General features: G+C 64.7%; 29 protein-coding genes. 14 read left to right on the top strand and 15 right to left on the bottom strand.

The window, feature by feature from the left end; all coding sequences use genetic code 11:
• Together C1876_RS15200 and C1876_RS15195 are read right to left on the bottom strand one after the other, a co-directional pair.
• On the bottom strand, positions 1-791 hold a 791-nt coding region (locus tag C1876_RS15200; protein WP_114547573.1), incomplete at its 3' end, for a coiled-coil domain-containing protein.
• Positions 788-1,933: a serine hydrolase gene (locus C1876_RS15195; RefSeq protein ID WP_227113188.1), complete on the bottom strand. Its 1,146-nt coding sequence runs from the start codon at positions 1,931-1,933 to the stop codon at positions 788-790. The genes C1876_RS15200 and C1876_RS15195, both read right to left, overlap by 4 nt.
• Before the next feature lie 247 nt (positions 1,934-2,180).
• On the opposite strand from C1876_RS15195, the gene C1876_RS15190 reads away from it, so the two are divergent.
• The 8 genes from C1876_RS15190 to acs all read left to right on the top strand — a co-directional run bounded on the left by C1876_RS15190 (position 2,181) and on the right by acs (position 9,276).
• Positions 2,181-2,798, top strand: a complete 618-nt coding sequence (locus C1876_RS15190) for a GNAT family N-acetyltransferase (RefSeq protein WP_114547572.1) — start codon at positions 2,181-2,183, stop codon at positions 2,796-2,798.
• 10 nt (positions 2,799-2,808) lie between these two features.
• The gene (locus tag C1876_RS15185; RefSeq protein WP_114547571.1) at positions 2,809-3,732 is read left to right on the top strand and encodes a helix-turn-helix transcriptional regulator; all 924 of its coding nucleotides are present in this window, start codon (positions 2,809-2,811) and stop codon (positions 3,730-3,732) included.
• Positions 3,733-3,804: 72 nt separating this feature from the next.
• Positions 3,805-4,272, top strand: a complete 468-nt coding sequence (locus tag C1876_RS15180; RefSeq protein ID WP_114547570.1) for a GyrI-like domain-containing protein — start codon at positions 3,805-3,807, stop codon at positions 4,270-4,272.
• Between the two features lie 113 nt (positions 4,273-4,385).
• Entirely contained in the window at positions 4,386-4,838 is a 453-nt protein-coding gene (locus tag C1876_RS15175; RefSeq protein WP_114547569.1) for a zinc ribbon domain-containing protein, read from the top strand.
• An 18-nt stretch (positions 4,839-4,856) separates the two neighbouring features.
• Complete coding sequence (locus C1876_RS15170) at positions 4,857-5,561, top strand: GyrI-like domain-containing protein (RefSeq protein WP_114547568.1); 705 nt, start codon at positions 4,857-4,859, stop codon at positions 5,559-5,561.
• Positions 5,558-6,463, top strand: coding sequence for an SPL family radical SAM protein (locus C1876_RS15165; protein WP_114547567.1), 906 nt, complete (start codon positions 5,558-5,560; stop codon positions 6,461-6,463). Before C1876_RS15170 ends, C1876_RS15165 begins: the two co-directional genes overlap by 4 nt.
• A gap of 168 nt (positions 6,464-6,631) precedes the next feature.
• Entirely contained in the window at positions 6,632-7,243 is a 612-nt protein-coding gene (locus C1876_RS15160; RefSeq protein ID WP_114547566.1) for a hypothetical protein, read from the top strand.
• A 41-nt stretch (positions 7,244-7,284) separates the two neighbouring features.
• Entirely contained in the window at positions 7,285-9,276 is a 1,992-nt protein-coding gene (acs, locus tag C1876_RS15155; protein WP_114547565.1) for an acetate--CoA ligase, read from the top strand.
• 91 nt (positions 9,277-9,367) lie between these two features.
• On the opposite strand, the gene C1876_RS15150 is transcribed toward acs, so the two are convergent.
• Complete coding sequence (locus C1876_RS15150; RefSeq protein ID WP_114547564.1) at positions 9,368-10,204, bottom strand: MerR family transcriptional regulator; 837 nt, start codon at positions 10,202-10,204, stop codon at positions 9,368-9,370.
• 198 nt (positions 10,205-10,402) lie between these two features.
• Entirely contained in the window at positions 10,403-10,837 is a 435-nt protein-coding gene (locus C1876_RS15145; protein ID WP_114547563.1) for a YjdF family protein, read from the bottom strand.
• Between the two features lie 289 nt (positions 10,838-11,126).
• Here C1876_RS15145 and C1876_RS15140 point away from each other — a divergent pair, with 289 nt between their 5' ends.
• Together C1876_RS15140 and C1876_RS15135 are read left to right on the top strand one after the other, a co-directional pair.
• Positions 11,127-11,564, top strand: a complete 438-nt coding sequence (locus tag C1876_RS15140; RefSeq protein WP_114547562.1) for a LytTR family DNA-binding domain-containing protein — start codon at positions 11,127-11,129, stop codon at positions 11,562-11,564.
• A 32-nt stretch (positions 11,565-11,596) separates the two neighbouring features.
• On the top strand, positions 11,597-12,040 hold the full coding sequence (locus C1876_RS15135) for a DUF3021 family protein (RefSeq protein WP_114547561.1): 444 nt from the start codon (positions 11,597-11,599) through the stop codon (positions 12,038-12,040).
• An 18-nt stretch (positions 12,041-12,058) separates the two neighbouring features.
• Here the strand turns inward: C1876_RS15135 and C1876_RS15130 are convergent, their stop codons facing one another.
• Positions 12,059-12,481 carry a pyridoxamine 5'-phosphate oxidase family protein gene (locus tag C1876_RS15130; protein ID WP_114547560.1) on the bottom strand — a complete coding sequence of 141 codons (423 nt, stop codon included), beginning with the start codon at positions 12,479-12,481 and terminating at the stop codon, positions 12,059-12,061.
• Positions 12,478-12,918 carry a DUF3788 domain-containing protein gene (locus tag C1876_RS15125; protein WP_114547559.1) on the bottom strand — a complete coding sequence of 147 codons (441 nt, stop codon included), beginning with the start codon at positions 12,916-12,918 and terminating at the stop codon, positions 12,478-12,480. Before C1876_RS15125 ends, C1876_RS15130 begins: the two co-directional genes overlap by 4 nt.
• Positions 12,919-13,144: 226 nt before the next feature.
• Between C1876_RS15125 and C1876_RS15120 the strand changes: the two genes are divergently transcribed.
• Both C1876_RS15120 and C1876_RS15115 read left to right on the top strand, forming a co-directional pair.
• The gene (locus C1876_RS15120) at positions 13,145-13,924 is read left to right on the top strand and encodes an SDR family oxidoreductase (protein ID WP_114547558.1); all 780 of its coding nucleotides are present in this window, start codon (positions 13,145-13,147) and stop codon (positions 13,922-13,924) included.
• A gap of 9 nt (positions 13,925-13,933) precedes the next feature.
• A complete protein-coding gene (locus tag C1876_RS15115) occupies positions 13,934-14,281 on the top strand; it encodes a Cif family virulence factor (RefSeq protein WP_114547557.1) in 348 nt (115 codons plus the stop codon).
• Positions 14,282-14,663: 382 nt separating this feature from the next.
• Here C1876_RS15115 and C1876_RS15110 read toward each other — a convergent pair whose 3' ends face one another.
• From C1876_RS15110 to C1876_RS15085, 6 genes are all read right to left on the bottom strand, one after another.
• The gene (locus C1876_RS15110; protein ID WP_114547556.1) at positions 14,664-15,377 is read right to left on the bottom strand and encodes a hypothetical protein; all 714 of its coding nucleotides are present in this window, start codon (positions 15,375-15,377) and stop codon (positions 14,664-14,666) included.
• Positions 15,378-15,550: 173 nt separating this feature from the next.
• A complete protein-coding gene (locus C1876_RS15105) occupies positions 15,551-16,438 on the bottom strand; it encodes a sensor histidine kinase (protein WP_114547555.1) in 888 nt (295 codons plus the stop codon).
• 3 nt (positions 16,439-16,441) lie between these two features.
• On the bottom strand, positions 16,442-17,335 hold the full coding sequence (locus tag C1876_RS15100; protein ID WP_114547554.1) for a hypothetical protein: 894 nt from the start codon (positions 17,333-17,335) through the stop codon (positions 16,442-16,444).
• A complete protein-coding gene (locus tag C1876_RS15095) occupies positions 17,328-18,287 on the bottom strand; it encodes an ATP-binding cassette domain-containing protein (RefSeq protein WP_114547553.1) in 960 nt (319 codons plus the stop codon). The genes C1876_RS15100 and C1876_RS15095 overlap by 8 nt, the downstream gene beginning before the upstream one ends.
• A 162-nt stretch (positions 18,288-18,449) precedes the next feature.
• A complete protein-coding gene (locus tag C1876_RS15090) occupies positions 18,450-19,205 on the bottom strand; it encodes a response regulator transcription factor (RefSeq protein WP_114547552.1) in 756 nt (251 codons plus the stop codon).
• A gap of 94 nt (positions 19,206-19,299) precedes the next feature.
• Positions 19,300-21,117 carry an amidohydrolase gene (locus tag C1876_RS15085; protein WP_114547551.1) on the bottom strand — a complete coding sequence of 606 codons (1,818 nt, stop codon included), beginning with the start codon at positions 21,115-21,117 and terminating at the stop codon, positions 19,300-19,302.
• Positions 21,118-21,487: 370 nt separating this feature from the next.
• On the opposite strand from C1876_RS15085, the gene C1876_RS18160 reads away from it, so the two are divergent.
• Together C1876_RS18160 and C1876_RS15075 are read left to right on the top strand one after the other, a co-directional pair.
• Positions 21,488-22,246, top strand: a complete 759-nt coding sequence (locus C1876_RS18160; RefSeq protein WP_114547550.1) for a helix-turn-helix domain-containing protein — start codon at positions 21,488-21,490, stop codon at positions 22,244-22,246.
• 142 nt (positions 22,247-22,388) lie between these two features.
• Positions 22,389-22,805, top strand: a complete 417-nt coding sequence (locus tag C1876_RS15075; RefSeq protein ID WP_114547549.1) for a zinc ribbon domain-containing protein — start codon at positions 22,389-22,391, stop codon at positions 22,803-22,805.
• Between the two features lie 32 nt (positions 22,806-22,837).
• On the opposite strand, the gene aguA is transcribed toward C1876_RS15075, so the two are convergent.
• The 3 genes from aguA to argF all read right to left on the bottom strand — a co-directional run bounded on the left by aguA (position 22,838) and on the right by argF (position 26,454).
• Positions 22,838-23,944 carry an agmatine deiminase gene (aguA, locus tag C1876_RS15070; protein WP_114547548.1) on the bottom strand — a complete coding sequence of 369 codons (1,107 nt, stop codon included), beginning with the start codon at positions 23,942-23,944 and terminating at the stop codon, positions 22,838-22,840.
• Between the two features lie 10 nt (positions 23,945-23,954).
• Complete coding sequence (locus C1876_RS15065) at positions 23,955-25,364, bottom strand: APC family permease (protein WP_114547547.1); 1,410 nt, start codon at positions 25,362-25,364, stop codon at positions 23,955-23,957.
• 70 nt (positions 25,365-25,434) lie between these two features.
• Positions 25,435-26,454, bottom strand: coding sequence for an ornithine carbamoyltransferase (gene argF, locus C1876_RS15060; RefSeq protein ID WP_114547546.1), 1,020 nt, complete (start codon positions 26,452-26,454; stop codon positions 25,435-25,437).
• Positions 26,455-26,760 lie beyond the last annotated feature (306 nt).

The following is a 26,760-nucleotide window of genomic DNA, read 5'->3' as shown; positions in this document are numbered from 1 at the left end:
GGTGCGGGAGGAGCGGGGTCGGGGTTCGGCTCCACCTGCGTGCCGGGGTCCACCACGTCCTCGCGGCCCATGGTGTTCGCGCTCTCGTCGATGACGGGCTCGGTGGCCCCTTCCGCCGCTGCCAGCTCCTCGGCCATCTTGCGGAGCGCCTCGAGACGGGAGGCCTGGTCGCTCTGCGCGTTCTCCAGCTTGGAGTTCGCCTCGCTCACCACGCTCTCGGCTTCGGCACGCTTCGCTTCGAGCTCCTGGAGCTTCTTTTCCTGCTCGTTCTTCTGGAAGTTCAAATCATCGATGAGCTTCTCGTACGTCGCCGAGCGCTCCTTCTGCGCCTCGACCTCGTCGGCATGGTACTGCATGACCGCGCCGAGGTAGGACAGGTTGCGGGTGAGCTCGTTGAAGTCGCGCGCCTCGAGGACGAGCGTGAGCAGCGACTGCGCCGAGCCGCCGTCGCGGTACTCGTACACGGCCGCCTTGCCGAGCGCCGTGCGGCCTTCGACCACCGCCTGCTGCGCGTCAAGCGCCTGCGCGGCAATCTCGTCGACGCGCGCCTGCAGCTCGTCCACTTCCTGCTTGATGGCGTCGTAGTCGTCCGAGATGCTCTCCATGCGCTGCTCGGCGTCGTCGAGCGTGGCCTGCGCGTCGTCGACGGCCTGCTGCGCCTCTTCGGCTTCGTCGGCCCACGCGCGCGGCGCGGCGCCCGCGCCCAGCCCCAAGCCGATCAGGGCGAGCGCGCAAGCGAGCGCAAGCGACAACAGCGCCTCCGGGGTGCATGCTCGTGCTATGGCTCTCATACGGCGCCTCCTTCGAGCATCATGCGATCGTGCGTGGCGCCGAGCGCGCTGGCAAGATCGACGATCAGGTACTCGTTATCGGTAAAGTACTCGTCATCATAATCGACATCGGACATGATGGCGATGACGTAGGCGTCATTATCGACGAGCACGAGGCCCGCGTCGTTGAGGGCGCCCATGTCGTACCAGGGCGTGTCTATTTCGTAGCCGGGCTTCGACAAAACCTGGTGGCGCTCGCCGAGCGCCTTGCGCAAGAACGACGAGTCGGTTTGCAGCAGCAGGTCGGCGTACCAGGAAGCGCTCCCCTGCCCCTCGGCCACGTACGCGCCTATGTTGAGCCACAGTTTCGCCAGGTCGCGCGGTGTGTAGTACGGGTACCACTCGCCCTGCCACGCCGCGGCGTCCACGTCGGCATCGGCGCACCAGGCCTCGAAGCCGCCTTCGTTGAAGCGCTCGCGCAGCAGCCCGTAGCCCGTGTTGTCGGAATGCACGATGGTGTTGCTCATGACGGTTTGCAGGTCGTAGCGGTCGATGTTGTCCGACGACATGACGCCCGTCCCGTCGAGGATCACGTCTTCGACGATTTCCTCGTCGAACGATGCCTGGCCGCCGTCCACCATGCTCTGCGCCGCAAACGCCACGAACGGCGCCTTGATGGTACTTGCCGAGAAGAACTGCGCGTCGGCGTTGTACCCGACGCCCTCGCTCGTGGTGAGGTCGTACATGACGAAGCCCACCTCGTAACCCGCATCGTGGTACGCGGCAACCGCGGCTTCGATCTCGGGGATTTCCTCGGAGGCGAACGTGCGCGCGATGCCGGTGGTGGAGTTGAAGCGGTTGACCTCGTCGGTGCCGGATGCGGCGTCGAGCGCGGTGCGCGCATCGTCGGCGACGATGCGGGGGTCGGGCGTATCGTCGGCGTCGGTTTCGGCCGGCGCGGCGGCTTCGGGCTTCTCGTCGTCGTTCTCGTCGGCAATGGCGGGCATGATGGGCTGATCGACGTGCGCGGCGTTGCCCGCAACCGCCCACCCGCCGATGAGCAGCACGGCAAGAGCGCCCACGATCACGCCCGCCACCAAAGCGGGCGAGTGCTTCAGACGGCGCTTGATGCGATGTCGAATCCTTTTGAAACTATCTACCACGGTGGCCTTTCCGGCTGGCTCGTGTCGGGGTTCTCCATACGCCGAACGCAGGTGCGCTCAGCTCGTCAGAGCAGTATTCCCTAACGAACGCCGGGATACAAGTGTGCAACGAACAAACAACATATGAGAGCCACGCCCGCGCACACAACCTCCCCGTGCTAGTCGTCCAGCCGAGCCTCCACGCCATCGGCGTGCAGCGGGTCGTGCTAGTATGGGAGCCCACCTCATGGCACGAAAGGACGGCAGGATGGCCCGGCACGAAACACACCCGACGGCGCGCTTCGCCACGCGCGACGACTTCGAAGCGATACGCGGCGTGTACGCGCCGTACGTCGACACCCCCATCACCTTCGACGTGGCCGTGCCCTCCCCTGCGCAGTTTGCCGCGCGCATGGACGCCGTCGTGCCACGCTACCCGTGCTTCGTCGTCGAATGCGACGGGCGCGTGGCCGGGTTCGCCTACGCGCACGCGCTGGCCGAGCGCGCCGCCTACCGCTGGAACGCCGAGCTGTCCATCTACCTGGCGCCGGAGGCCACCGGGCGCGGATGGGGCACCCCCGTCTACGAAGCGCTTGTCGAACTCGTGCGCCTGCAGGGTATCGTGTGCGTGTACGGCCTGGTCACCGTGCCAAACCGAGCGAGCGAGCGACTGCATCGGTCCCTCGGATTCGACGCCTCCTGGCAGCAGCGGCACGCCGGCTGGAAGAACGGCGCCTGGCACGACGTGACCTGGTTCTCGAAGGAGATCAACGCGCCGCGGGAGCAGCCGGCCGACCCCGTGCCGTTCGACGAGCTCCTGCGCACCCGCTCCGCCGACGCGCAGCAGGTGCTCGACCGCCTCAACGTCGCGCTCGCGGATCGCTGACGGATTCGCCATGCAGCCTCAACGCCTGTTCGAGATCGTCTACCTGCTCATGGACCGCGGCACCTCCACCACCTCCGAGCTGGCGGCGAAGCTCGAGGTATCCGAGCGCACGGTGCGCCGCGACGTGGACGCGCTGTCGGCGGCCGGCGTGCCCGTCTACATGACGCGCGGCAAAGGCGGCGGCGTGCACCTCATGCCCGGGTACGTGCTGGACCGCTCGGTGCTGAGCGAACGCGAGCAGAGCGACATCATGGCCGCCATCGCGGCGCTCAACCAAACCGGCGCGGCAGGCGACGAGAGCGACGTGACGGCCGCGCGCCTCGGGCGGCTCTTCCAACGCGAGAACGTCGACTGGCTCGACATGGACTTCTCGTTTTGGGGCGCGCCGCCGCAGTACCGCGCGGCGTTCAACGTCATCCGCAACGCCACCATCGGGCGCCACCCCCTGGCCTTCGCCTACCTCGACGCCGCCGGGCGCCGCACCGAGCGCATCGTGGAACCCGCGCAACTCGTGTTCAAGGAATCGTCGTGGTACCTGCGCGCCTGGTGCCGCGAGCGGCAGGACTGGCGCACGTTCAAGCTGTTCCGCATTATGTGGGAAACGCTCGAAGCGCTACCCGACACGTTCGAGGCACGCGTGCCGCCCGCCTTCGACGAAGGCGGGTATATGCAGGGTAGCGACCGCCTGGTCATGCGCTTCGCGCCCGAGGCCGAACCGCGCGTGCGCGAGGAGTTCGCCCCCGACTCCATCGCCCGCGAGGCCGACGGCAGCTGGCGCGTGGTGCTCGACTGCTCCATCACCGAGCGCACGCGCTACTACTTATTGTCGTTCGGCCCGCTGCTTGAAGTGCTCGAGCCGCCCGACCTCCGCACCTGGCTGCGCACCCAAGCCGCCGCCGTCGCGCGGCGATACGATGAAAACAATCTCGCATAACCGGACACGCCCTGTCCGGTTATGTTCGGTATCGTGTCTTTTGTCAGCACCGCCAACGAAAGGATACGAACCATGCACTACGACATCGTCGAACTTCCCGCCCGCACCGTCGTCGGCCCCACCATCCGCCTGTCGAACGGCTCGCCCGACGAAGGCTCGGCCATCGGCCAGCTGTGGCAGCGCTTCATGGAGGAGGGCATGAACCGCGCCATCCCCGACGTGCAGGTTGCCCCGTACGGCTGCTTCGGCCTGTACTTCGACTACGACCTGAACGAGATGAGCTACGAAATGCTCATCGGCTGCGAAACCGACGGCGCCGCGCCCGAGGGCATGCGGGCCCAGGCCATTCCGGCCGGGCGCTACGCGAAGTTCGCCATCCGCGGCGGCGACTGCGTGAAGAGCGTGCAGGACGTGTGGGAGGCCGTGTGGGCCGACGAGGAGCTCACGGCGAAGCGCGCGTTCACCGGCGATTTCGAGGCGTACCTGCCGGGCGAGGACATGTCCTGCGCCGACATCGACATCTTCGTGGCGCTGCGCTAGCGGAGAGCGGCACCACCCCGCGATGCGCGAGGCAACCGGCTGTTGCTTGACGGGGCCTCGCGCATCGTGGTTCCATGAAGGGACGCATCGATACCCCGGGAAAGGACGCCCCTATGGCCATCAAGGACACGCTCATCGAGATCAGGGAACGAAGCGGCCTCACGCAGGCCGAGATGGCGGAGCGCCTGTTCGTCACGAGACAGGCCGTCTCGCGCTGGGAATGCGGCGACACGCAGCCGGGCATCGACGTGCTCAAGCTCATCGCCACCACCTTCCACGTGCCCGTGGAGGCGCTGCTCGACATGCCGCTGCAAGCCGTGTGCCAAAGCTGCGGCATGCCGCTGTCGGACGAGAGCCTGCGGGGCACGGAAGCCGACGGCACGCCGAGCGAGCACCACTGCACGTGGTGCTATGCGAACGGAGCCTACCGGGGGGAATGCACCATGGACGAGATGGTGGACATCTGCGTGCAGAACATGACGGGTCCCGACGCTCCCTTCACCGAAGACGAGGCGCGCGCCTACCTGGAAGCGCTGCTGCCCACCCTCGATCGCTGGAAAAACTAGAAAACCGAGGAGACTCCCATGGCTGGCGCATTCGATTTCAAAAAGGCCTACCCCGACCTCTACCTGCCGAAAACCAAGCCCGCCTTCATCGACGTGCCGCCCATGAGCTTCGTCATGGTGGCCGGCACGGGCAACCCGAACGAGGAGAACGGTTCGTACAGCGATGCGCTCGGCCTGCTGTACGCCTTCTCGTTCACCATCAAGATGTCGAAGATGGGCTCGTGGCAGCCGGAGGGCTACTTCGACTACGCGGTGCCGCCCCTCGAGGGGCTGTGGTGGACCACCGACGAAGCCTTCGACGGCACGCGCATCCTCGACAAGGACGCGTTTTCCTGGATCTCGATGATCCGCCTGCCCGACTTCGTGACGCCCGCGGTGTTCGCATGGGCCGCCGAGCAGGTGGCGGCGAAGAAGCCGCAGCTCGACCTGGCGCGCGCCCACCTCGGACGTTTCGCCGAAGGGCCGTGCGCGCAGATCATGCACAAGGGCCCCTACGACGACGAGCCCGCCACCATCGCGCAGATGGAGGCGTTCATCGCCGCGTCGGAGTACGCCGACGACATCGCGAACCCGGCGAGCGCCGACGAGCTGTTGGCCCTGCTCGACGCCGACGGCGGCGTGCCCGCGGTGCGCCTGCACCACGAAATCTACCTGGGCGACCCGCGGCGCTCCAAGCCGGAGAACCTCAAGACGGTCATCCGCCACCCCGTGAAGCGCGCATGAGCGAGGCGCCCTGCCCCACCGTGCGCGCGCGGTCCATCCTGCAGAAGGTGCGCCATCGCGGCGATGAGTGGTTCGGCATCGACTACAACATGAACCTGTACCGCGGCTGCAGCCACGGGTGCATCTACTGCGACAGCCGCAGCGAGTGCTACTGCATCGACAACTTCGACCAGGTGAGCGTGAAGTTCGACGCGCTCGCCATCCTGCGGCGCGAACTGCGCAGCCGCCGCACGCGCGGCATCGTGGGCATCGGCGCCATGTCCGACACGTACAACCCGCACGAGCGCGCGCTTGAGGTGACGCGCGGGGCGCTCGAGCTGATCGACGAGTTCGGGTTCGGCGTATCGGTGGACACGAAGAGCACGCTCATCACGCGCGACGCCGAGCTGCTGAGCGCCATCGGGAAGCGCGGCGGCGCCGTCGCGAAGATCACCATCACCACGCCCGACGACGACCTGGCCCGGCTCATCGAGCCGCACGCCCCGCTGCCGAGCGCGCGCTTCGCCGCGCTCGCGCAGCTCGCGGACGCCGGCGTGTTCTGCGGCGTGCTGTTCACGCCGACGCTTCCGTTCGTGACGGACGACGACGCCACCGTGCGCGGCATCGTGGAGGGCGCGGCGGCGGCCGGCGCGCGGTTCGTCTACCATATGACGGGCGTCACCATGCGCGACCGGCAGCGCGCGCACTTCCTCGAGCGCATCGCCGCCGTCGACCCTGCGCTGCCCGCGCGCTACCGCGAGGCCTTCGGCGAGCGCTACGTTTGCAACAGCCCGCGCGCGAACGAGAACCGCGCCCTGTTCCGCGCCCTCTGCAAGCAGCACGGCCTGCTGTGGCGCATGCCCGACATCATCGCCGCGTACAAGCCCGCGCGCCCGATAGGGACGCAAACCTCCTTGTTCTAACCTGCTTTCTGCGAAAAACCGACCGTTCGCAGCCGAGAATCCGCCAATCGCGGGCACCGTTACCGTGCGTTCATTGACCCTGTAATTGTTACAGCCCCCATGATGACCGCACGGAAGCACCTGACTCCCGACCCCGCAATTCCCGGCATTACGAACAGGAGGACGGTCATGAAAGCAACGAACAAGGAAATGAGTGTACGGAAGTTCTGGACCTCGAACGAGCTGCTCGACGCCGTCAGCGCGCGCAAGGCCGTGTCCATCGGCATGCAACGCGGCGACGCCCTGCGCACCGCCTTGCGCGAGCTGCGCGCCCCCGAGCTGCTGGCGCTCCTCGCGAACGTCGAGGTGAGCCGCGTGGCCAAGATTGTGGCCATCTCCACCATCGACGACGTCGACCTGCTGCTTGCCATCGCGGCGAACGAGACGAACGCGGCGAACGCCTTCCCGCAGTTCGTCAGGCGAGACGCCCTTCATCGTATCGACGAGCTGTGCGACCGCACGCCCCTCGACCCGCATGACGCACGACGCCTCGTCCCCTGCCTGGACGAGAAGGACCTCGTCGCCTTCGCGGTGGCGCTCATGGACATGAGCGATTACGACTGGCCCGCGCACGGCGACGTCACCACGGTGGGCGCGCTGTGCCAGGCGCTCTACGATTGCACGAGCATGCACGAAACCGTGCTGCTCGAGGACGCACGCGCCCACCTCATGCACCGCCGTCCCGATTTGGAATCGAACATCAGCGCCTGCAGCCCCGAGCAGTATCCCCTGGTTGCCTAACACGCTTCGCCCCGTCGCACCCGCCCAGAAGGGAGTCTCCCATGAACCGCAACACGCGCAACGCCTTCATCAGACAAATGCTCCAGAACGAATCGACCATCGAGCCGTCGCCCGAGTTCAGCTACAACGCCCTCATCAAGAGCCGACAGGACTACGACGACCTGTACCGCCGCTCGCTCGACGAGCCCGAGGCGTTCTGGGCCGACATGGCCGCCGAGCACCTCGACTGGTTCAAGCCGTGGGATGCCGTTGAAGAGTACGACTTCCACGCTGAGGAACCCTACGTCCGCTACTTCCGCGGTGCCGAGCTCAACGTGTCGTACAACTGCATCGACCGCCACCTCAGCGGCGCGCGCAGGAACAAGGCCGCCCTCATCTGGCAGGGCGAGCCCACCGAAGAGGTGGACATCTACACGTATCAACGCCTGCACCGCGAGGTGTGCAAGGCCGCGAACATGCTGCGCCACCTCGGCGTGAAGAAGGGCGACCGCGTGGTGCTCTATATGCCCATGGTGCCGCAGCTGGCCATCAGCATGCTGGCGTGCGCGCGCATCGGCGCCATCCATTGCGTCGTGTTCAGCGGGCTGAGCGCCGAATCGCTCAAGGACCGCATCGTCGACTCGGGCGCGTCGGTGGTCATCACCTCCAACTACGGGTACCGCTCGGGCAAGATCCTGCGCCTCAAGGAAATCTGCGACAAGGCGCTCGACATGTGCCCCGAGGTCACGAGCTGCGTCGTGGTGCGCCGCATCGAGAAGCGCACGGCCATGAAGGCCGGCCGCGACTTCTGGTGGGACGACGTGCTGGCCTCCGAGGCGCCGCAGTGCGAACCCGAGCGCATGGAGGCGAACGACCCCCTGTTCATCCTCTACACGAGCGGCAGCACCGCGAAGCCGAAGGGCATCCTGCACGGCACGGGCGGCTACCTGCTGTACGCCACCCTCACGTCGAAGTACGTCTTCGACCTCAAGGAGAACGACATCTTCTGGTGCACGGCCGACGCCGGCTGGATCACGGGGCACTCGTACCTCGTGTACGGCCCGCTGTCGAACGGCACGACGTCGCTCATGTTCGAGGGCGTGCCCAACTTCCCCAAACCCGACCGGTTCTGGGAGATCGTGGAGAAGTTCGGCGTGAACATCCTGTACACGGCCCCGACCGCGGTGCGCGCCATGATGAAGGACGGCGACCGATGGGTGAACGACCACGACATCAGCAGCCTGCGCCTGCTCGGCTCGGTGGGCGAGCCCATCACGTCGAAGGCGTGGATGTGGTACTACTCCACGGTTGGGCACGGCACCTGCCCCATCGTTGACACGTGGTGGCAGACGGAGACAGGCTGCGTGATGATCACGTCCATCCCCGGCGCCGTGGACATGAAGCCGGGGTCGGCGGCGCTGCCGTTCTTCGGCGTCGAGCCGAAGGTCATCGGCGCGGACGGTGCCGAAGCGGGTGCCGGCGAGCGCGGCAGCCTCGTGGTTTCGCGACCGTGGCCGGGCATGATGCTGGGCGTGTACGGCAACCCGACCGCCTACAAGGACGTGTACTTCCCCACCCCGGGCCACTACCTCACGGGCGACGGCGCGTATCGCGACGAAGACGGCTACTTCTGGATCACGGGCCGCATCGACGACGTGATGAACGTGTCGGGGCATCGCATTGGCACGGCCGAGGTGGAAAGCGCGCTCGTGTCGTACCCGCAGGTGGCGGAAGCGGCCGTGGTGGGCTGCCCGCATCCGGTGAAGGGCGAGGGCATCTACGCCTACATCACCGTCAAGGAAGGCACGGTCATCGATGCCGACCTGCGCGCGTACCTGCTCGCCCACGTGCGCGAGAACATCGGGCCCATCGCCACGCCCGACATCATCCACTTCACCAACGCGCTGCCGAAGACGCGCAGCGGCAAGATCATGCGGCGCATCCTGCGAAAAATCGCCGCGCAGGAGACGGAGGATCTGTGCGACATCTCCACGCTTTCGGAGCCCTCCGTGGTGCATGAGCTCATCCAGGAGACGAAGCGCCTGAGCGCCTAGCCTGCTGGGATGCCGCACCGCCCGCATCGGTCGCACGAACGAACCGCCCGCGATTCCCTACGGATCGCGGGCGGCTTCGCGTTTCGGCTCCTTACACGTCCACGAGCACCGAGATGTGCAGGAGGTAGTCGTCCGCCGAGTCGGACATGAGGTACGAGTTCATGTCGAACTCGTACACGGGGCCCATGATTTCGAAGCCCTCGCGCTTGATATAGCGCAGCAGCTTGGCGTAGGACTGCGCAACCGTGCTCGTGCCGCCCTGATGGAGGATCACCGCGTAGTTGCCGCGCTGCTTGCACACGAGGCGGTCGCCCAACAGCATCGGATGTTCGGGCGGGGAAATCCACGTGATGAGCTTCGTGTAGTAGAAGTCTTCGGGATCGGCGAGGTCGGGGAAGTACACCGCGCGCCCGAAGGGGAACTTCGTCACGCCGGCCGACGACTTGCAGAATTCGGCGTGCTCGCTCACAGCCTGCGCGAACGACTGCTGCGTGCGCTCGAGCTTCACGTCGGTGGTGATGAGCCACGTCTCGTCCCAAAACGACAGGCGCGGCTTGTCCTTCGGGAAGAGCAGCGCGCGCTGCGTGATGTAGCGCATCTTCTCGATCATGCCGATGCGCGCGTCGAGCACGTCGCGCTGCTTCTTCATCTTCTCGATGCCCGCCTGCGTCGTTTCGAGAAAGAGGTCGGTGGTGCGGTTGTCGAGGTAGGCTTTCACCTCTTTCATGGACATGCCCGTGTCGAGGAAGAACCGGATGGCGTCCATGAGGTACAGCTGCTTGAGCGAGTAGTAGCGGTAGCCGTTCTTGCCGATTTCCTTCGGCTTCAACAGGCCCACCTTATCGTAATGGATGAGCAGCTCCTTGCTGACGTTGCACATCCGGGCGAACTCTCCCGTGGAGAGCAGCAGCGATGAGGGTGGCTGCATGTCATCCTCCTTCTTGCCGTGTCCCCTGCGGGACGATTGCTGACAGCATACCGCCCCGAACCACTGTTTTCCCTGGTAAATAGGGTAACGACACCAAACTGACCGCCAACGCACACGCCATCGCCACCACGTCGGCAAGCGGCGGCTCAGCGCGTGCGACGGCCGTCCCAAATGCCCTTGCGCTCGGGGCCCTTCCCCCTAGCGGCCGCGGTGCTTTTCTTTGCGCTTTTGCTGCTTGAGGGCGAATTGGCGCTCGGCTTCGGCCCGTCGGCGCTCGCGCGCGTCGTCCTTGCGCTCCTCCTTGTGCTGCTCGTAGCTGGCGCTCATGGCCTGCTGCGCCTTCGTGCCCACGCCCGCGCGCTCGACGAGCTTGCGCGCCTCGCGTTGGCGGCGCTTCGGGTTCGCATGGGACAGCGCGGCATCCGGGCCCTGCGCCGGATCGGCGGCGAGGCTGAACGGCAGCTGCGTCCAGCGCGCGCAGACGAACGCCAGCAGCTCGGTGTCGGTGGGCTCGGTGGCGCCGAACACGACGCGGCACGCACCGTAGCGTCCCTCGTCAGCGTGCTCGAAGATGCCGACCCAAAATTGGCCGTCGTGGAGCACGGTCAGCGTCGTTGAGGTGATGACCTGCATGATTGGACCTCCTTGTATGATGACGTACCGCGAAGGACGGACAACCAAGGAGGCAGGTTACTGACGAAACCGACGACGCGCGCAAGCGCGGCGGCGGCTTCGCGTCCGGACTACCAACCGGACCGTGTTTTCACCTTCGCACGGGACATCATAGCAAGAGAGCGCGCTTCGGTGCAACTGGGGCATGCGCTCGTGCAACACGCGGCGGGCGGCCTTGTGCGCGCACGGCGCTTTCGGCATACTGACGGCGTTGGCCAACCATCTGCCCGCCCCAACGTTAGGCACGCCCATGAACGTCACCATCACCGAGAACCCGCGGCTCGTCGACATCGAAGTCACGGTCGCCTGCCCGCGCATCGACGAGCGCGTACAGCGCATCGTCGCCGGGCTGAGCACCTTCGACCGCAAACTCACCGGCGAGTCCGACGGCGCCACCTACCGCCTCGACCTCGACGACGTGTGCTACGCCGAAACCGTGGACGGTCGCACCTTCCTCTACACGAAGGACGCGGTGTACCAGACGCCGCTCAGGCTCTACGAGCTGGAAGACCAGCTGGCAGGCACCGAGTTCATCCGCGCCTCGAAGCAGCTGCTGGCGAACTTCGACCACGTCAAAGCCATCCGGCCCGAACCGGGCGCCCGGTTGCAGCTGCTGCTCGACAACGACGAGGCCGTGATCGTCTCGCGTCAGTACGCGCCCGCCATCAAGCGCAAGCTCGGCCTCTAACGCACCCGCCCGCCTCTGCAAAGGAGCATCCCATGAAAGCATTCCTCAAGCAATTCGCCCTTGGCACCTGCGTGATCTTCACCATCTTCATGACGCTGAGCCTGCCGATGGCCTACTACTACGCCGGCCTCTCGGGCGCCGACACGCAGGGTCTCACCATCACGCTCACCCTGCTCATCGCCTGCATCTGCTTCTCGTTCCTGCAGGGCTTCTGGTTCAGCGGCCTCATCATCAAGAAGCTGGCGTATCCGCTGCGGCTCACCGGGTTCGCCATCACCGGCGCGGGCACGCTGTTCGCCTGCGGGTGGTTCGGCAACTGGTTCCCCCACGAGATCGAGGTGGTCGTGTCGTTCTTCATCACCTTCCTCGCCATCTTCGCCATCGCCACCATCGGCTACGGTATCTACTTCAAGAAGACGGCCGGTAGCTACGACGCGGCCCTCGCCCGCTATCGCGAGACGCACAAGGAGCGTTAGCGCCCGCACGCCTCGCCGCTAGGCTACCGGGAAGTCCTCGGAGCTGAAGTTCGTGTAGTACCGACCCCGATCCGCCGTGAAGCGCAGCACGCAGTAATCGGGGTCGGTGACCCCTTCGGGGTAGTAGATCTCGTCGCCCTCGCGCCAGATGAGCTCCTTCGATGCGGCGTCTTCGAGCACCTCCATGGTGCCCTTGAGCATGACGCCGCGGAAGAAGCGCCGGTCCATGAAGTAGATGCACGCCTGGGGATGCGCGCGATAGTGGCGCACGCGCATGGACGAGGTGTTCGTGGTGAAGTAGAACGTGCGGATGCCCTCGCGCTTGCGCGGCGGCAGCATGGCCTTCATCTCGGGGAAGCCGTCTTCGTCCACCGATCCCACGAACGACGTGTTCTGGTGGTCGATGAGGTTGCCGATGGTCTGTTCCGGATCTCGCATCATGCGCGTGCTCCCTTCGGCGCGGCGCGCAGGAGCAGCAGCGCTTCCGCATCGCGCAGGATGGCCTCGCTCGTGACCTCGATCATGAGCCACCGGCCCATGCTGCTGTCGGCCGATCGTTCGTACACCGCGCGCACGTGCGGATCGGCCACCGCAACGAGCGCCTCGGCCTCCTCTTTCTCCTTCGAGCCCACCGACACCATGCAGATGAAGAACCCGTCGTGCGGATACACCGTGCACAGCGCCCGGCTGCGCGCCTTGTACTTCACGTTCCAACCGGGGGCGCCGCCGCAGCGGCTGTACTCGATGCGCGGCTGAGCACCGTACGTTTCGTCGATGAACGCGGTGAACGAATCCCACAGAGGGTTGTCGATGTACGCGACGATATCGCCCATCGAAGGCTCGCGATCGAGGGGAAACAGCTCGTGCCAAACAGTCATGGGGCATCCTCCAAGCGTCGAGGGGCGATTGACCGCAGTATAGCATCCGGGCGACCCGCGTGCCGTCGCCGCCCGACGAAGAGGCTTCGCCGCGCATGACGGTTCGCCTACCGCTAACCTTGAGGCCGTCAAACCGGTGAGTGCCCGTGCTATGATTTTTATTGTAATAGTATTGCGTATCAATAAGGTCTCCCCTCGGCGGGCAGACCGCACGAAAGGACGGCTCATGGGCATCTACGTCATCACCGGCGCCTCGAGCGGCATCGGTGCGAAGACGGCCGAAATCCTGCGCGAACGCGGCCACGAAGTGGTGAACATCGACCTCAACGGCGGCGACATCAACGCGAACCTCGCCACGAAGGAAGGGCGCGCGGGCGCCATCGCCGAGCTGCACGAACGCTACCCCGAAGGCATCGACGCCATGATCTGCAACGCGGGCGTCTCGGGCGGCAAGGTTCCCATCTCGCTCATCATCTCGCTCAACTACTTCGGCGCCACCGAGATGGCGCGCGGCGTGTTCGACCTGCTTGAGAAAAAGGGCGGCAGCTGCGTGGTCACCTCGTCGAACTCCATCGCCCAGGGCGCGGCCCGCATGGACGTGGCCGGCATGCTGAACAACCACGCCGACGAGGACCGCATCCTCGAGCTCGTGAAGGACGTCGACCCGGCCATCGGGCACGTGTACTACGCGTCCACCAAGTACGCCCTCGCCCGTTGGGTGCGGCGCATGAGCCCGGATTGGGCGTCGCGCGGCGTGCGCCTGAACGCCGTCGCGCCCGGCAACGTGCGCACGGCCATGACGGCCAACATGCTGCCCGAGCAGCGCGCCGCCATGGAGGCCATCCCCGTGCCCACCCACTTCGGCGAAGAGCCGCTCATGGACCCGGTGGAAATCGCGAACGTCATGGCGTTCGTCGCCAGCCCCGAGGCCAGCGGCATCAACGGCGTGGTCCTGTTCGTGGACGGCGGCACCGACGCCCTGCTCAATTCCGAGAAAGTCTACTAGGAGGCGACCATGGTCATCAACGATTTCGTGTCTGCGATGCAGAGCAAGGATCACGAGGCGCTGGCCGCCTGCTTCACCGAGGAATGTCGCCTGTTCGACTACTGCCCCTCCATCGTGAAGCGGCAGAACTCCTTTCTGTACGGCCGCAACGCCATCGAGATGTTCTTCCACAACAAGTTCACGTTCGGCGGCTTCGGCATGCTCGACCCGCGCGTGGTGAACGAGCGCACGGTGAACTTCTACGCCGACTACAACGGCACCATCATCCATGCGCTCGCCCAAATCGAGAACTGCACCGACGGCTCCTGCAGCCTCGACGACAGCCTCATCCAAGAGCTCGTCATCCGCCCCGCGTAAGGGCCGCGGCGCGCGGCGCACGCGAACGAAGAAGGGCCCCGGCGAGGGCCCTTCTTCGTTTCCGGCGGGGCTTCTTCGTCCCACGGACTCCGCGCCTCCGGGGCCCTTCCCCACCTTGTGCACCTTTTTTCGTTCATGGTTGGCAAGTTTTTTCGCGATTGCGGTCGAATCGCGGCAATCTGCGCGCGACGTGCCGTCGCGTCCGAGCAAAAGCCCTGGTGGCGAATTTTCCGCGAGGCCATCGGGAGCCACGCGACGTCGTTCGCAGCGCCGATGCACCGCAATCGCGAAAAAACTTGCCACGTACGCTCGTTTTCCGGAGCAAGGACGGCCGCGCCCATGCCGCGGCAACCGCGCGGCCCGCGAACCTACGGCCGCACGCTTAGGGGTTGCAGACCGAGCAGGCGTCGTAGCCCTGCGCAACGGCGTCGGAGCGCGAAATGGCGATCTGGCTCTTCTTCAGGTAGCGGCACCCGTCGCGGTGGAACTTCTCGCCGGTCTTCGTGATGTACACGGTGTCGCCCCCGCCGCCGCCAGCCGATGCCGCAGCCGCCGCTGCGGCCGCTTCCTGCTCGGCCACCGCGGCAGCGGCCTCTTCCTCCGCCGCGGCCGCCGCTGCAGCTGCCTCCTCTTCCGCAGCGGCGGCAGCAGCGGCCGCAGCCTGCTCCTTCGCAGCCTGCGCTTCCGCCATGGCCTCGGCGTCGCGCACCAGCTTGATGTGCACGGTATGATCTGCGGAGCCGTCGAACGCGTAGGCGACATGGACCGCCGCGAATATCTCGTCGCCCAGCTTCAACGACGCGGAATCGACGTCGAAGGCGTACGATCCCTCCGGATACGCGGTTGCGTACGTCTTGCCGAGCGCCGCTTCGTATCGGTCGTCCACCTTGACGCCGTCGCCTTGCGTGCCGGTCACGAGGATGCCCACCGACGCCGGAAGGTCCGAGCCTTCGGCATCGACGACGAAGCTCAGCTCGTGCTGCTCGATTTCCGCCGCGGGTTCCTGCTGCGCAGATGCAGCGTCGCTCGCGGGTTGCTCACCGGGGTCGGAGCTTGCGCAGCCGGCCAACAGCGTCACGCCGAGCAGCGCCCCCATCAGCGCCAGGACAAGCGACCGCGATACGGCCGCACCCCGAGCACGAACATCCCCGCAACGTGCCTTTCCCGAACCCCTCATCGCGCACCATCCTCGCTCGAAACCCTGCTTCAACTTTTGGTTGAATTGTAGCAGAAATGGTGAGCTGTTCGCTGAGAGAACGCCGGGGGGCGCTACGCCTCCCGCAGCGTCACGGTGATGCGCAGCACGTCGCCGTCGAGCACGGCATTCACCTGGGCGTTCATGGCTTCGGCCAGCTGCGAGACGATAGCCAGCCCCAAGCCGGCGCCGGCGCTCGAGCGGGCGCCGGCGCCCTGGTAGAAGCGCTCGAACAGGCGCTCCACGTCAAGCGCGTGGGGATTGTCCACGCGGTTCGCGAACGTCATGCGGCCGCCGCGCTGCTCGATAACCGGCGCGTCCGCGCCGTGCCGCAACGCATTCGCCACGAGGTTGCGAAAGACGCGGGCGAGCGCTTCGGCGTCGGCCAGCACGAGGGCTTCCTCGTCGAGCGACACGCGCGGCTCCCACCCGCGCTCGCGAAACTGCGGGTACAGGCTGGCCAGCACATCGCCCGCCACATCGGCCGCCCGCACCGGCTCGCATGCCACCGCGAACGACGGGTCGTGCACCTGCGCGAACGCGAACAGGTCGTCCAGCAGCACGCGCACATCGCCCAACCGGTGCGCCGCCGCGCCGAGGTATCGCTCCTTCGTGGCGGGATCGGGCTCGTCTTCCGCCAGCTGCAGGTAGCCCTGCGCGCCGGCGAGCGGCGTGCGGATGTCGTGCGACAAACAGGTCAGTCCTGCCTGGAACGACTGGCGCGCCGTTTGCGCGGCGATGCGCTCGTCCTGCAGCGCGTCGAGTTCGGCGTTCACGCCGCGCGCAAGCGACAACACGCCTCGGGTGCGCACCTCGGCCGTCATGCGCGCATTGCCGACGGGTTCGCGCTGCTCCAAGAACCGCGCCATGCGCCGCAGCTCCCGCTCGTAGCGCATTGCCGCGAGCGCCGCTCCTGCAACAACCGCTGCGATAACGACGATGACCAGCGCGAACCCATCCATTGCCTACACGTCCTTCCGCGTGCACACCACCAGGGCGATGGCCGTGCATATCACCAGCGGCACGCCGCACGAAATGAGGATGTGACCCACATCGCCCGGCGCGGCCAACAGCGCGTCGCCGCCTTGCTTGAGCAGGGCGTAGTTGGCGTTCGGCAGCCATTCCGCAGCGCGAGCGAGCGGCTCCCACAGCACGGCAAGGCTCGAGAACGTCATGGCCAGCACGCTGCCCAGCACGCCCGAGCTCACGATGAGCGCCGACGCGATGCCCGCCGCCTTGCTCTGCGTCAGCCAGGTGACCACGGCCGTGATGGCCGCGTACGTCGTGAGGATCACCACGGAAAGCAGGAACCAGGTGGCGATGCCGCCCGCAGAATCGACGTGCACGTACGTGAACCCGGTCACGAGACGCCCCACTTCGAACGCTGCAATGCCGAACAGGAGGAACGCCGTCGACAGCACCGCCATGAGGAGGGTCTTCTCGCCGTAGTACGCCAGCCTGTCGCGTCGCGACGACGGGAGGTTTTTCACGTAGCCGCTCGTGAAGTCGGCGGCGAAGAACAGCGCGATCACCATGGCCACGATCACCGCGAGGCCGCCGCCACTCAGCCACATGCTCGTCTGATTCTGCGCGAAGTCGGCGATCTCGGAGCCGTTGATGCCCTCCATGCCGGTTGACGTGGTGGGAACATCGGTCTCGCCGAACGTGACGCCCATCGCCGCGGCGTTTTCCTGCTCCTCCAGCATCTGGTTGTGCATGTACACGGTGAATTCCGAGGTGGTCGACAGCCACATCATGCCCGCCATAAACACCGACATCACCAGCAGAATTCCCAGCGTCACCCACAGCATCTTGCCTTTGACCAGCCGGTACATATCCATACGGAGATACTTAAGCATTGATCCCACCCTCTCCCATGAGCTCGAGGAAGAAGTCTTCCAGATCGCGCGTGTGCGCTCGCAGCTCGTACACCGGCATGCCCTGCGCGGCGAGGAACGTGCCCACGCTCGCGGGGTCGAGCGTCTCGTCGTCCGGGGCGCTTTGCAGACGCAGCGCGCCGTCCGGCATGGCCGTGCACGCGATGCGCGGATGTGCTTCGGACAACAGCGCGATGGTGCGTTCGGGGTCGGCCGTGCGCACGACGAGGTAGTCGCCGCAGGCCTGGGTCACGTCGTCGGCCGTCATCTCGCACACCATGCGGCCGGCGTTGATCACGCCGTAGCGCGTGGCCATGCGACCGAGCTGGTCGAGCACGTGCGAGCTGATGACCACCGTGATGCCGCGCTGCTCGTTCAGGCGGATGATGAGGTTGCGCATCTCGCGCACGCCCTCGGGATCGAGCCCGTTCATCGGCTCGTCGAGCAGCAGCACGTCGGGCGATCCCAGCATGGCAAGCGCCAGCCCCAGACGCTGCTTCATGCCCAGCGAGTAGCGCTTCGTCGGCTTCTTGCCCGCGGCGTCCAACCCCACGATGCACAGCAGCTGCTCGATTTCGGCGACGCTGTCCACCAGCCCGAGGGCCATGGCTTTGCAGCGCATGTTCTCGAGCGCGGTCATGTTGGGATACAGCCCCGGGTTCTCCACAAGCGCGCCGATGCGCACGGCGCCGGCGCTCGTCGAGCTTTCCGGCGCCTCGCCGGACGCGTCGATGGAGGGGCGGTCGAACAGCAGCACCTCGCCCGCCGTCGGGCGGATCATGCCGCAGATCATCTTCATGGTGGTCGATTTGCCGGCGCCGTTGCGCCCGACGAAACCGTAGATATCGCCTCGGGTGACGTGCATGTCCAACCCGTCGACCACATTGCGTCCGCGATACGCCTTGCACAGGCCCCGCGTCTCAATGGCCAGCATGTGAGTCTCCTTCCTGTCGTGAACTCTCTGCCAACCACGATACGGGGGAGAGGTTTGGGAACCTTCCTGAAACTGTTAAGAAAGTTGTAAGAACGGGAGCGGGGGTGCGCGCGGGAGCGTGCGCGAAGGTGCGCGCAAGCGTGGGCGGGGGCGGCGAAGGCGTCATTCGGCCAGCTTGAAGCCGATGCCCCACACCGTCTCAATCTCGCCTGCGGAACCGGCGGCGCGCAGCTTGCCGCGGATGTTGCTCACGTGCACGTTGATGGCCTTCTCCTCGATGGCGCTTTCCTCGTTCCACGCGATCTCGAACAGCTCGCGCTTCGTGAACACCTTGCGCGGCCGGCGCACGAGCGCTTCGACGATGTTGAACTCGAGACGCGTGAGCCGCACCGCATCGCCCTGCACGCACAGCGTGCGGGCGTCGGTGTCGACCGTCCAATCCTTGTAGCGCATGGTCGCGGCGGACGATCCCGTCGCACGGTCGGCTGCGCAAGGCGCGGGCGCGGCGTCGTTCGCATCGCCCGCTACGGCGGACGGACGGCGGCGTTCCGCATGCCGCAGCTGCACGCATACGCGGGCCAGCAGCTCGTCGAGATCGAAGGGTTTCGTCAGGTAGTCGTCGGCACCCAGCTTGAGCAGGGCAACCTTGTCGGCGGCGGTCGTGCGCGCCGACATCACGATGACGGGCACGTCCACGCTTGCGCGCACGAGACGCACCACATCCTCGCCCGCCATGCCCGGCAGCATGAGATCGGTGATCACGAGGTCGAACGGCTGCCCGCCGCCCAGCAGCAGCCGCCCCTCGCTGCCCGAGAACGCCTGCGTGCACGCGAACCCGTTGCGACGCAGATGCACCGCCACCACCTCGTTGATGGCAGCGTCGTCCTCGATGATCAAAATGGATGCGTGTTCACTCATGCCCGCTATTGTAGCGCATGAGGAGCATGTATCGCATGCGTCCGATGTCGGCACCCGTGCGAGGGGCTTGGTATTCACCCCTCGCATCCGGCCATCAGCCTTCGTAGACGATGCGTCCGTCCGAGACGGTGTAGAGCACCTTGGAATCGGATATCTTCTTCGGGTCGACCCCGACGATGTTCTGGTCGAGCACCACGAGGTCGGCGCGCTTGCCCACCTCCACCGTTCCCACCAAGTCCTCCATGAAGTTCTGATAGGCGACGTTCTTCGTGTACGCCTCCAGCATCTGGTACGCCGTGAGCCCCTGCTCGGACCAGCGATGCATGTCGATGTCCTCTTCGCCTTCGAAGGGGCTGTTGCGCGTCACGCCCACCTCGATCTCGTCGAGCACCACGTACGGCGTCACGGGCGCATCCGACGCGCCGCTTACCACAACGCCCGCCTCCCGCATCTGTTTCGTGGGATACATGGCCAGGGCACGATCCTCGCCGATGTAGGCGCGCTCCAACTCGTAGAGCGAATCGCCGTACATCCAGAGGAACTGCAGCGCGCCTATCACCTTGAGGTCGGCCATGCGCTTAACGTCATCGTTGGTGATGGCGCACACGTGCGTGATGGTATGACGAGCATCGCGCTCCCCGTTTTCCGCCAAAGCCTCCTCGTAGGCGTCGAGCGTCGCATGCACCGCGCCGTCGCCGATGGCATGGACGTGTACCTGCACGCCCGCCGCATCAAACTCCTTCACCATGCGCTTGAACTCGTCTTCGGACCAGATGGGCTCGCCGTGCCAGTCGCTTCCCAGACCGGCCTCGGGCAGATACGACTCCAGCATGACCGCCGTGCCGCTTTCCGTGACGCCGTCGTAGAATATCTTCACCGTGTTGGTGGCCACCATGTCGGTGTCCTTCGGCGCGCTCTTGGCGATGACGTCGAACACGTCCTGGTACTCGTAGAGCGGATCCATCGTCGTCACCACGCGCATACGCAAGTTGAGCCGCCCCTCTTTCTCCAACCTGCGGTACAGATCGTTCACGTCCAGCCCGCCGCGCGTTATGTTGGTGATGCCCGTCAGGCCGTAGGAGTTCGCCTCCTCCATGAATGCGACCAGCGCCTCTTCCATCTGCTCGTTCGTGACGGTTGCGGGCACCGCGGCGGACACGAGGTCGTAGGCCGCATCCGACAGGCATCCCGCCGGCTCGCCGTTCGCATCGCGGTAGATGACGCCTCCGTCGGGATTCGGCGTATTGGCGGATATGCCCGCCATCTCCAGCGCCTTGGAGTTCACCCAGGCGGAGTGGCCGGAAACATCCGTTATCACGATGGGCTTGTCGGGGCAGATGGCATCGAGGTCAACCTTGCTGGGGCCGGGATTCGAACCATCGGACTGCTGGTAGGCGTTCAACATGAACGGCCTCCCGAAATAGGCATCCATATCGGGGTGCGCGTCAACGAACGCCTTGATTGACGCCAAGTACTCATCATTGGTTTTCATGCCCTCCAGGTACACGTTGAACAGCCTATCGAGCCACGTGCCGGGTGCATGAATATGTCCGTCCATGAAGCCGGGAGACAAAAACGCCCCGTCGAGATCAATCACTTTCGCACCATCCGCCACGAACGATTCCGCGCCAGCGTTGTCGCCCACGTACACGATCTCGTTGCCCCGCACGGCAACGGCTTCGGCGACATCGTCCTCCGACACCATCGTCTGCACGTGACCGTTCTTGAACACGAGGTCGGCGGCTTGCTCCGTCGCCTTTCCTGATGACGATGCGCCCTCTCCTTCCGATGCCGATTCACCGCATCCCCCGAGACCCGCGATCGCCCCCAACGCCAGCACGGTGGAACCCGCGAGGAACGAACGCCTCGTCAAGCGCACCTGCTTACGACCCTTTCCATCCCGCTCGTTCATACCCGCTCCCTTCGTTGTCGCAACGCGTTTGCGCAGCCCTTCCTTCGAGCCGCTGGTAACACCTTAAGAAACGCGCATAGTTTTCGGCAGGACGAATCGGGATTAGAAAGCGGTTTAGTTTTTTTCTATCCGCAGAATGAACGGTCCGGACGCTTGCATGCGTGCCGTTGCGCAGCATCCCCTTTATACTTACGCTATCGAAAGGGGATGCTATGGCCTATCTGCTTTTCTTCTACAACATAGCCATCAGTTTCGCGAGCATTCACCTGTGCTCCACCTATTGGTCCCTGTACCACGCTGAAAGACAGAGCACTTTTTTTACACGGCGCTGCTCTACCTACTCTACCTAGCCGACATTATCGTGCTGTACATGTCTGACTTCATTCCCGAATTCGAAGACGCGCTCGCCTGGCTCCAAGAATCCGCGTCGTACGCCTATCCGGCACTCAGTGTCGCCATGCTTTTGTGCTACCGGCTTATCCTCACCAGTGCGTGCGGACGCGAGAACTTCCGACGCGACGTAGCGTTCTGGGCCGCGTGCTTTATGGGCACGATTGCCAGCTGGGCCATTCCCAATTTCGCCATATCGGTGAGCGTCGAATGGGCGTTCACCACCGTCCTACGCATATGGATCATTGTGTTCGCGATGCGAATGATGGCCACCCCGGAAGTGAATCAGAACCGAGTAACTCTCGCAACACTCGGAGCGCTGTTGACTGTTTTCATCATCTGCGAAACCGCTGACTCGTTCATCACGCTGTCGAACGCCCAAGCGGGCCTTTACCCGTTACGTCGCGTCCCCATGGAGATACTCGGAAACCTATACCTGCTCACAGGCTTCTTGTACCTGCGCTACCGTCGGCGCCTCGCTTCGAAAGCTGCAGAAGCCGACCTCATCAGCATCGTCGCGCAGCGCTACGATTTAACGAAACGCGAGCAGGAGATGCTTCGTATGATGGCCGACGGCATGAGCAATCGCGAGATCAGTGAACGCGAGTACATATCCATTGGAACCGTGAAAACGCACGCACACAACACCTACAAGAAGCTCGGAATCACCGGACGCACAGAATTGGACGGCTTCCTCCAAAATGAGCTCGAGAATGCAAGCCGTCCCTCTCTGCGCTAAGCAAGCATCTTCTATGTGCAAATCGGCCCCCGAGCTTCCTAACCGTTGGGTAACGAAACGGGGAACGGGGAGCGACGGCAGGCGGGCGCGTCCTAGTATGGTGGGCGCTTTGGGCGGCGGTATCACATGAGAGGCAGGGCACGTGAAGGGGTTCTTCCAGAATTTGTCGATGAAGATGGCGCGTTGGATGCAGGGGCGCTACGGCGTGGACGGCCTGTCGAACGGCCTCATGGCCCTCGGCGTCATCACCATGCTGCTGTCCATCATCCCCCATCTCGACCTGCTGTCATGGGTGGCCATCGCCTGCATGGCCGTGGCCCTCTACCGCATGTGCTCGAAGAACTTCGCGCGCCGCCGCAAGGAGAACGAAACGTACGAGCGCGTGATGAAGCGCCCCAAGCACACGTACGCGCTCGTCAAGAAAGCGTGGGTCAACCGCAAAACCACCCGCTACTTCAAGTGCAAGAACTGCGGCCAGGTGCTGTCGGTGCCGCGCGGCAAAGGCACCTTGCGCGTGGTCTGCCCCAAGTGCAAAACCGAAACCACGCGCAAGTCGTAAAGCCAACGCCCCGCAGCAAACCGTCGTTGCCTCTACCCCACCGCCGGTTGCTGCTGCGTCATGCAGTGGATGCAACCACCGCCCATGAGGATGGCGCGCGCCTGAACGCCCACCACTTCGCGCTCGGGGAAAACCTCGCGGAATGTCTCGAGCGCGCGAGCGTCGAAGCGCTCATCGCCGAACTGCGGCACCACGACGCATCCGTTTCCTAAGAAGTAGTTGATGTAGCTGGCCCCAATGCGGTCGCCCGCCTCGTAGCACGTCGTGTCCTCCACCGCGTCGAACGAAGCAACCTCTTCGGCGGTGAAGTACAGCGGATCGGGCAGGTGCAGCTTCGTCACCTTGAGAGAGCGACCCTGCGCATCCACCTCGTTGCACAGGATTTCGTAGTTGTCGCGCATGAGCTCGTAGTTCTCGTCATCCTTGTTGTCCGACCACGCCAGCATAACCTCGCCGGGACGAGTGAACGAGCACACGAGGTCCACATGGCCCCACACGCTATCGTAGGCAACGCCGTTCTTGAGCCAGATGACCTTTTCGGCCCCCAAATATTCCTTGAGCACCTCTTCGAGCTCGGCTTTGCTCATTTTGTTCTGGTTGTGCACAAGCTCCGAGCTTTCGGTGACCAGCACGGTTCCCTCGCCGTCCCCGAAAATCGCACCGCCCTCCAAGATGATGGGAGCGCGGTAGCGGTCCACGTTCTCGAGCTCGCAGATTTTGCGTGCGGCCAGGTCGTCCTGATCCCATGGGAAGTAGAAGCCCTCCTCCAAGCCTCCCCATGCCTGGAAGCGCCAATCGACGCCGCGCACCTCGCCCGCGGCATTCCTGAGAAACGTAGGGCCAATGTCGCGCAGCCACCCGTCGTCGCACGACAACTCGATCACCTTCACGTTGGGATGCTCGGGAATGGCGCTGCGCGCTGCCTTGTAGTGCTCGCGCGGCACGCACACGTTCACCTCCTCGAACGGGGCGATGGCGGCAATCACGTCCACCATGGCCTTCTGCGCAGGCTTCGCGCCGCCCGGCCACACGTCGGTGCGAAACGGCCATCCCACCCAGCACTTCGCCTGCAACTCCCACTCGCCGGGAAAGTAGAACCCGTCCTGCTTCGGCGTAGAACCCTTGATCGTACAAGCCACGATATGCTCCTTACCCTTGATTTTCTACAAGCAACGCCTGATCATCGTTCCGTCCACTATCCTGCGCTTCACCCTCAACCCGCTTGCGCGCCAGCACGCGCTGTATGAACTCGCCCACGCCCAGCGTCAGCCCCAACCCCACGAGAATGGGAACGCTGTACGCCGCATCGAACGGTTGACCGGGAACCCACACGAACAGCACCATCGCCGCCACGAGAACCGCCGTGCACACCACGGAAAGCGCCACGCCGAACGGCGCCTTGAACGGACGTTCCGTCTGCGCGTCGGTTTTCTTCAACCTGATGTACGCGGCGAACATGATGACGTAAGGCATGAAGAAGATGATGGAACTGAACGCGAGCAGCGTGAAGAACAAGTCCGACGCCGACTCGGCCATGAATCCGTACACGACGATGGTGACGGTTGACACGATGCCCGATATCACGAGAGCGCCCACGGGCATACCGCCGCGCTTCGTCTCCTTGCCGAACACTGCCGGGAGCTCGCCCGCCTGCCCCGCCTCGGCCGCACCGCGACCGCCGGCAATGCTCCAGGTGATCATCTGCACGAACACGCCGAACAGCAGCAACACCAGCACCATGTTGCGTATAAGCTCGGAGCCGAATGCAACGCTGGCAACCGTCCCGATGCCGGTGACCAAGTCGAGGCTCTCGAGCGGCACCGTTTGCAGCACGCCCCATGAGGCGAAAATGTTCATGGCGATGGCAAGAATCACCACGCCGATCACCGCCATAGGCAGATCCTTTCGCGGGTTCTTCATCTCGTGCGCGCTCATAGCGAGCACTTCCAGCCCGCAGCAGCAGTACACGATAACCGGCAGGTATTGCAGCCCCTGATCGAACGTGGGCATCATCGTATGTACGCTCAGCTCGTTGGCGGGAGCCGCGCCCTGCAGTACCATGGCGATGCCGCAAGCGCCCACCGCGAGGAATATGAGCACCTTCGCGATGCCGCCAAGATTGACGATCCACTTGCTCTCCGTCATGGGCATCGACGCCACGAACACGGTGACCCAGGTGATGACGATGGACACTGCCACTTGCGCCAGATAGCCCATATCGGGGAAGAAGGCGCCGCACAGCGCGCCGCTGAACCAGATGAAACCCGATGGCATCCACAACGCGCAGTTGATCCAGTACAGCCACGATAACCGCCCCGCCCACCGCGAGCCGAACGCCTTGTTCACCCAGCCGTAAATGCCGCCCTTTTCCGGATACGCCCCGGAAAGCTCGGCCGTCACCAAGCCGTTCGGAATGAAGAACACCACGCCGATGATCAGCCACCACACGATGACCGACGGACCGATGGACGTGTTCGAAATAATGACGTCAGCGAACAGGATCGCGCAGATGATGCCGCAGACGATATCAAGCTTGCCAAGAGCTTTGTTCTCTTCCATGCACGAGCTCCTTACCTCGAATGCATGAGGGCGGCGCGAAACCGCTCGTGTTCGCACGCGCCCTGCCAGCCTACAGATTCTCGGCGATCCACGTTTCGATGAGGGCCTTCTGCTGGTCCTTCACCTGCTCCGACGCGCGTTTGCGCGCCGCATACATGAGCTTCACCAGAATGGCCATTTCCCCGTACAGGCGATTCTCGGCCCCGTCCCACAGCAGCGAGCGTTCGTGATCCATTATGCCGTCCGACATCTCGTAACCGCGTTGAGCCGGCAGATAGTGCATGAACATGGCATGATCGGGCGCGCAGGAGGCCAACTCTTCGTTGATCTGGTAGTCGGGCAGGAAATCGTGCATGCGCTTTTCGCGATCGGAATCGAAGCCGTCGTACCACATGACCGACGAGTAGATGTAGTCCGCGTTGCGCACGGCCTCCCGGGGGTCGTGCAGAATCTCGAACGTGCCGCCGCCCTCCTCGCATGCGCGGTACGCCGGAGCGTAGAAGTCATCGTCGGCGCAGTATCCCTCGGGAGCGCAGTAGACGAAGTGCGCGCCCAGACGCGGCAGGATATGGGACAGCGCCGTGCCCACGTTCTCGTAGATGGTGGCATCGCCCACGAATACCAGCGTGACGTCGGACAGAGCCTTGCCCTCTGGCAGATGCTCGGACATGGTCATGAGATCGCACAAGCACTGGCAGGGGTGCAGGTACGTGCCCATGCCGTTGATGACGGGAATAGTGGCATCGGCCGCGAGACCGACGATCTCATCGTCAGCGCACGAGCGAATCTCAATCGCATCGAGCAGGCGCGACATGACGAGCGCCGTGTCCTTCACCGTCTCGGACGTGCCCAGGTGAATCTCGCCGGGCCGCAGGTACAGCGCGTGCCCGCCCAGCTTCGTCATGGCCACTTCGAACGAAATGCGCGTGCGGGTAGACGGCTCGTCGAAGATCATGCCCAGGCTCGCGCCATCCAGCAGGGGCGGGCACGCGCCCAGCTTGTCGGCACGCTTGAGCATGCTGCCCAGCTCGATGAGCTCGTACACCTCCTCGTTCGTGTAGTCCATCAAGTCCAGAAAATGCCGTGTCATAGGTTCCTCCTTGGGTGTCGATGAGTCGGCAGGCCCGCTTCAACGCGCCGCGCGAAACGTCGTATTCGCAAGCCCCGCCCTGTTCACAGGGTACGTTCTGAACCGACTTGAGAGTCAACGGCCCAATTTCGAGCGGGAAAGCGCGCCCCTCACCTGCTACACTCTTTCCGAACCGGACAGACGCCGCTGCGCCCATCAGGGCGTTTCCGCAACGGTCCGGCGGCGTGCATGCCCCGTCCGGACGCGTGCGCCGACGGAACCGCGCCGAACAACCTTCAAGTCGGTTGAGCGTTCGGGGTTCGGAGA

Source organism: Eggerthella sinensis (genome assembly GCF_003339815.1).
Lineage (GTDB): Bacteria > Actinomycetota > Coriobacteriia > Coriobacteriales > Eggerthellaceae > Eggerthella > Eggerthella sinensis.
The sequence above is the reverse complement of the archived record's forward strand: the minus strand, read 5'-3'. Positions and strand labels throughout refer to the sequence as shown.

Bases quoted from the DNA above. Each gene is read 5' to 3' on its own strand.
- C1876_RS15170 (WP_114547568.1), top strand. From the start codon at position 4,857: ATGGCTGGCGCATTCGATTTCAAAAAGGCCTACCCCGACCTCTACCTG.
- C1876_RS15065 (WP_114547547.1), bottom strand. From the start codon at position 25,364: ATGGAAGAGAACAAAGCTCTTGGCAAGCTTGATATCGTCTGCGGCATC.
- C1876_RS15085 (WP_114547551.1), bottom strand. From the start codon at position 21,117: ATGAACGAGCGGGATGGAAAGGGTCGTAAGCAGGTGCGCTTGACGAGG.
- C1876_RS15190 (WP_114547572.1), top strand. From the start codon at position 2,181: ATGGCCCGGCACGAAACACACCCGACGGCGCGCTTCGCCACGCGCGAC.
- C1876_RS15100 (WP_114547554.1), bottom strand. From the start codon at position 17,335: ATGCTTAAGTATCTCCGTATGGATATGTACCGGCTGGTCAAAGGCAAG.
- C1876_RS15105 (WP_114547555.1), bottom strand. From the start codon at position 16,438: ATGGATGGGTTCGCGCTGGTCATCGTCGTTATCGCAGCGGTTGTTGCA.
- C1876_RS15175 (WP_114547569.1), top strand. From the start codon at position 4,386: ATGGCCATCAAGGACACGCTCATCGAGATCAGGGAACGAAGCGGCCTC.
- C1876_RS15150 (WP_114547564.1), bottom strand. From the start codon at position 10,204: ATGCAGCCACCCTCATCGCTGCTGCTCTCCACGGGAGAGTTCGCCCGG.
- C1876_RS15130 (WP_114547560.1), bottom strand. From the start codon at position 12,481: ATGATGCGAGATCCGGAACAGACCATCGGCAACCTCATCGACCACCAG.
- C1876_RS15135 (WP_114547561.1), top strand. From the start codon at position 11,597: ATGAAAGCATTCCTCAAGCAATTCGCCCTTGGCACCTGCGTGATCTTC.
- C1876_RS18160 (WP_114547550.1), top strand. From the start codon at position 21,488: ATGTCTGACTTCATTCCCGAATTCGAAGACGCGCTCGCCTGGCTCCAA.
- C1876_RS15090 (WP_114547552.1), bottom strand. From the start codon at position 19,205: ATGAGTGAACACGCATCCATTTTGATCATCGAGGACGACGCTGCCATC.
- C1876_RS15185 (WP_114547571.1), top strand. From the start codon at position 2,809: ATGCAGCCTCAACGCCTGTTCGAGATCGTCTACCTGCTCATGGACCGC.
- C1876_RS15145 (WP_114547563.1), bottom strand. From the start codon at position 10,837: ATGCAGGTCATCACCTCAACGACGCTGACCGTGCTCCACGACGGCCAA.
- C1876_RS15180 (WP_114547570.1), top strand. From the start codon at position 3,805: ATGCACTACGACATCGTCGAACTTCCCGCCCGCACCGTCGTCGGCCCC.
- C1876_RS15120 (WP_114547558.1), top strand. From the start codon at position 13,145: ATGGGCATCTACGTCATCACCGGCGCCTCGAGCGGCATCGGTGCGAAG.
- C1876_RS15165 (WP_114547567.1), top strand. From the start codon at position 5,558: ATGAGCGAGGCGCCCTGCCCCACCGTGCGCGCGCGGTCCATCCTGCAG.
- C1876_RS15160 (WP_114547566.1), top strand. From the start codon at position 6,632: ATGAAAGCAACGAACAAGGAAATGAGTGTACGGAAGTTCTGGACCTCG.
- C1876_RS15115 (WP_114547557.1), top strand. From the start codon at position 13,934: ATGGTCATCAACGATTTCGTGTCTGCGATGCAGAGCAAGGATCACGAG.
- argF (WP_114547546.1), bottom strand. From the start codon at position 26,454: ATGACACGGCATTTTCTGGACTTGATGGACTACACGAACGAGGAGGTG.
- C1876_RS15095 (WP_114547553.1), bottom strand. From the start codon at position 18,287: ATGCTGGCCATTGAGACGCGGGGCCTGTGCAAGGCGTATCGCGGACGC.
- C1876_RS15140 (WP_114547562.1), top strand. From the start codon at position 11,127: ATGAACGTCACCATCACCGAGAACCCGCGGCTCGTCGACATCGAAGTC.
- C1876_RS15110 (WP_114547556.1), bottom strand. From the start codon at position 15,377: ATGGGGGCGCTGCTCGGCGTGACGCTGTTGGCCGGCTGCGCAAGCTCC.
- C1876_RS15125 (WP_114547559.1), bottom strand. From the start codon at position 12,918: ATGACTGTTTGGCACGAGCTGTTTCCCCTCGATCGCGAGCCTTCGATG.
- acs (WP_114547565.1), top strand. From the start codon at position 7,285: ATGAACCGCAACACGCGCAACGCCTTCATCAGACAAATGCTCCAGAAC.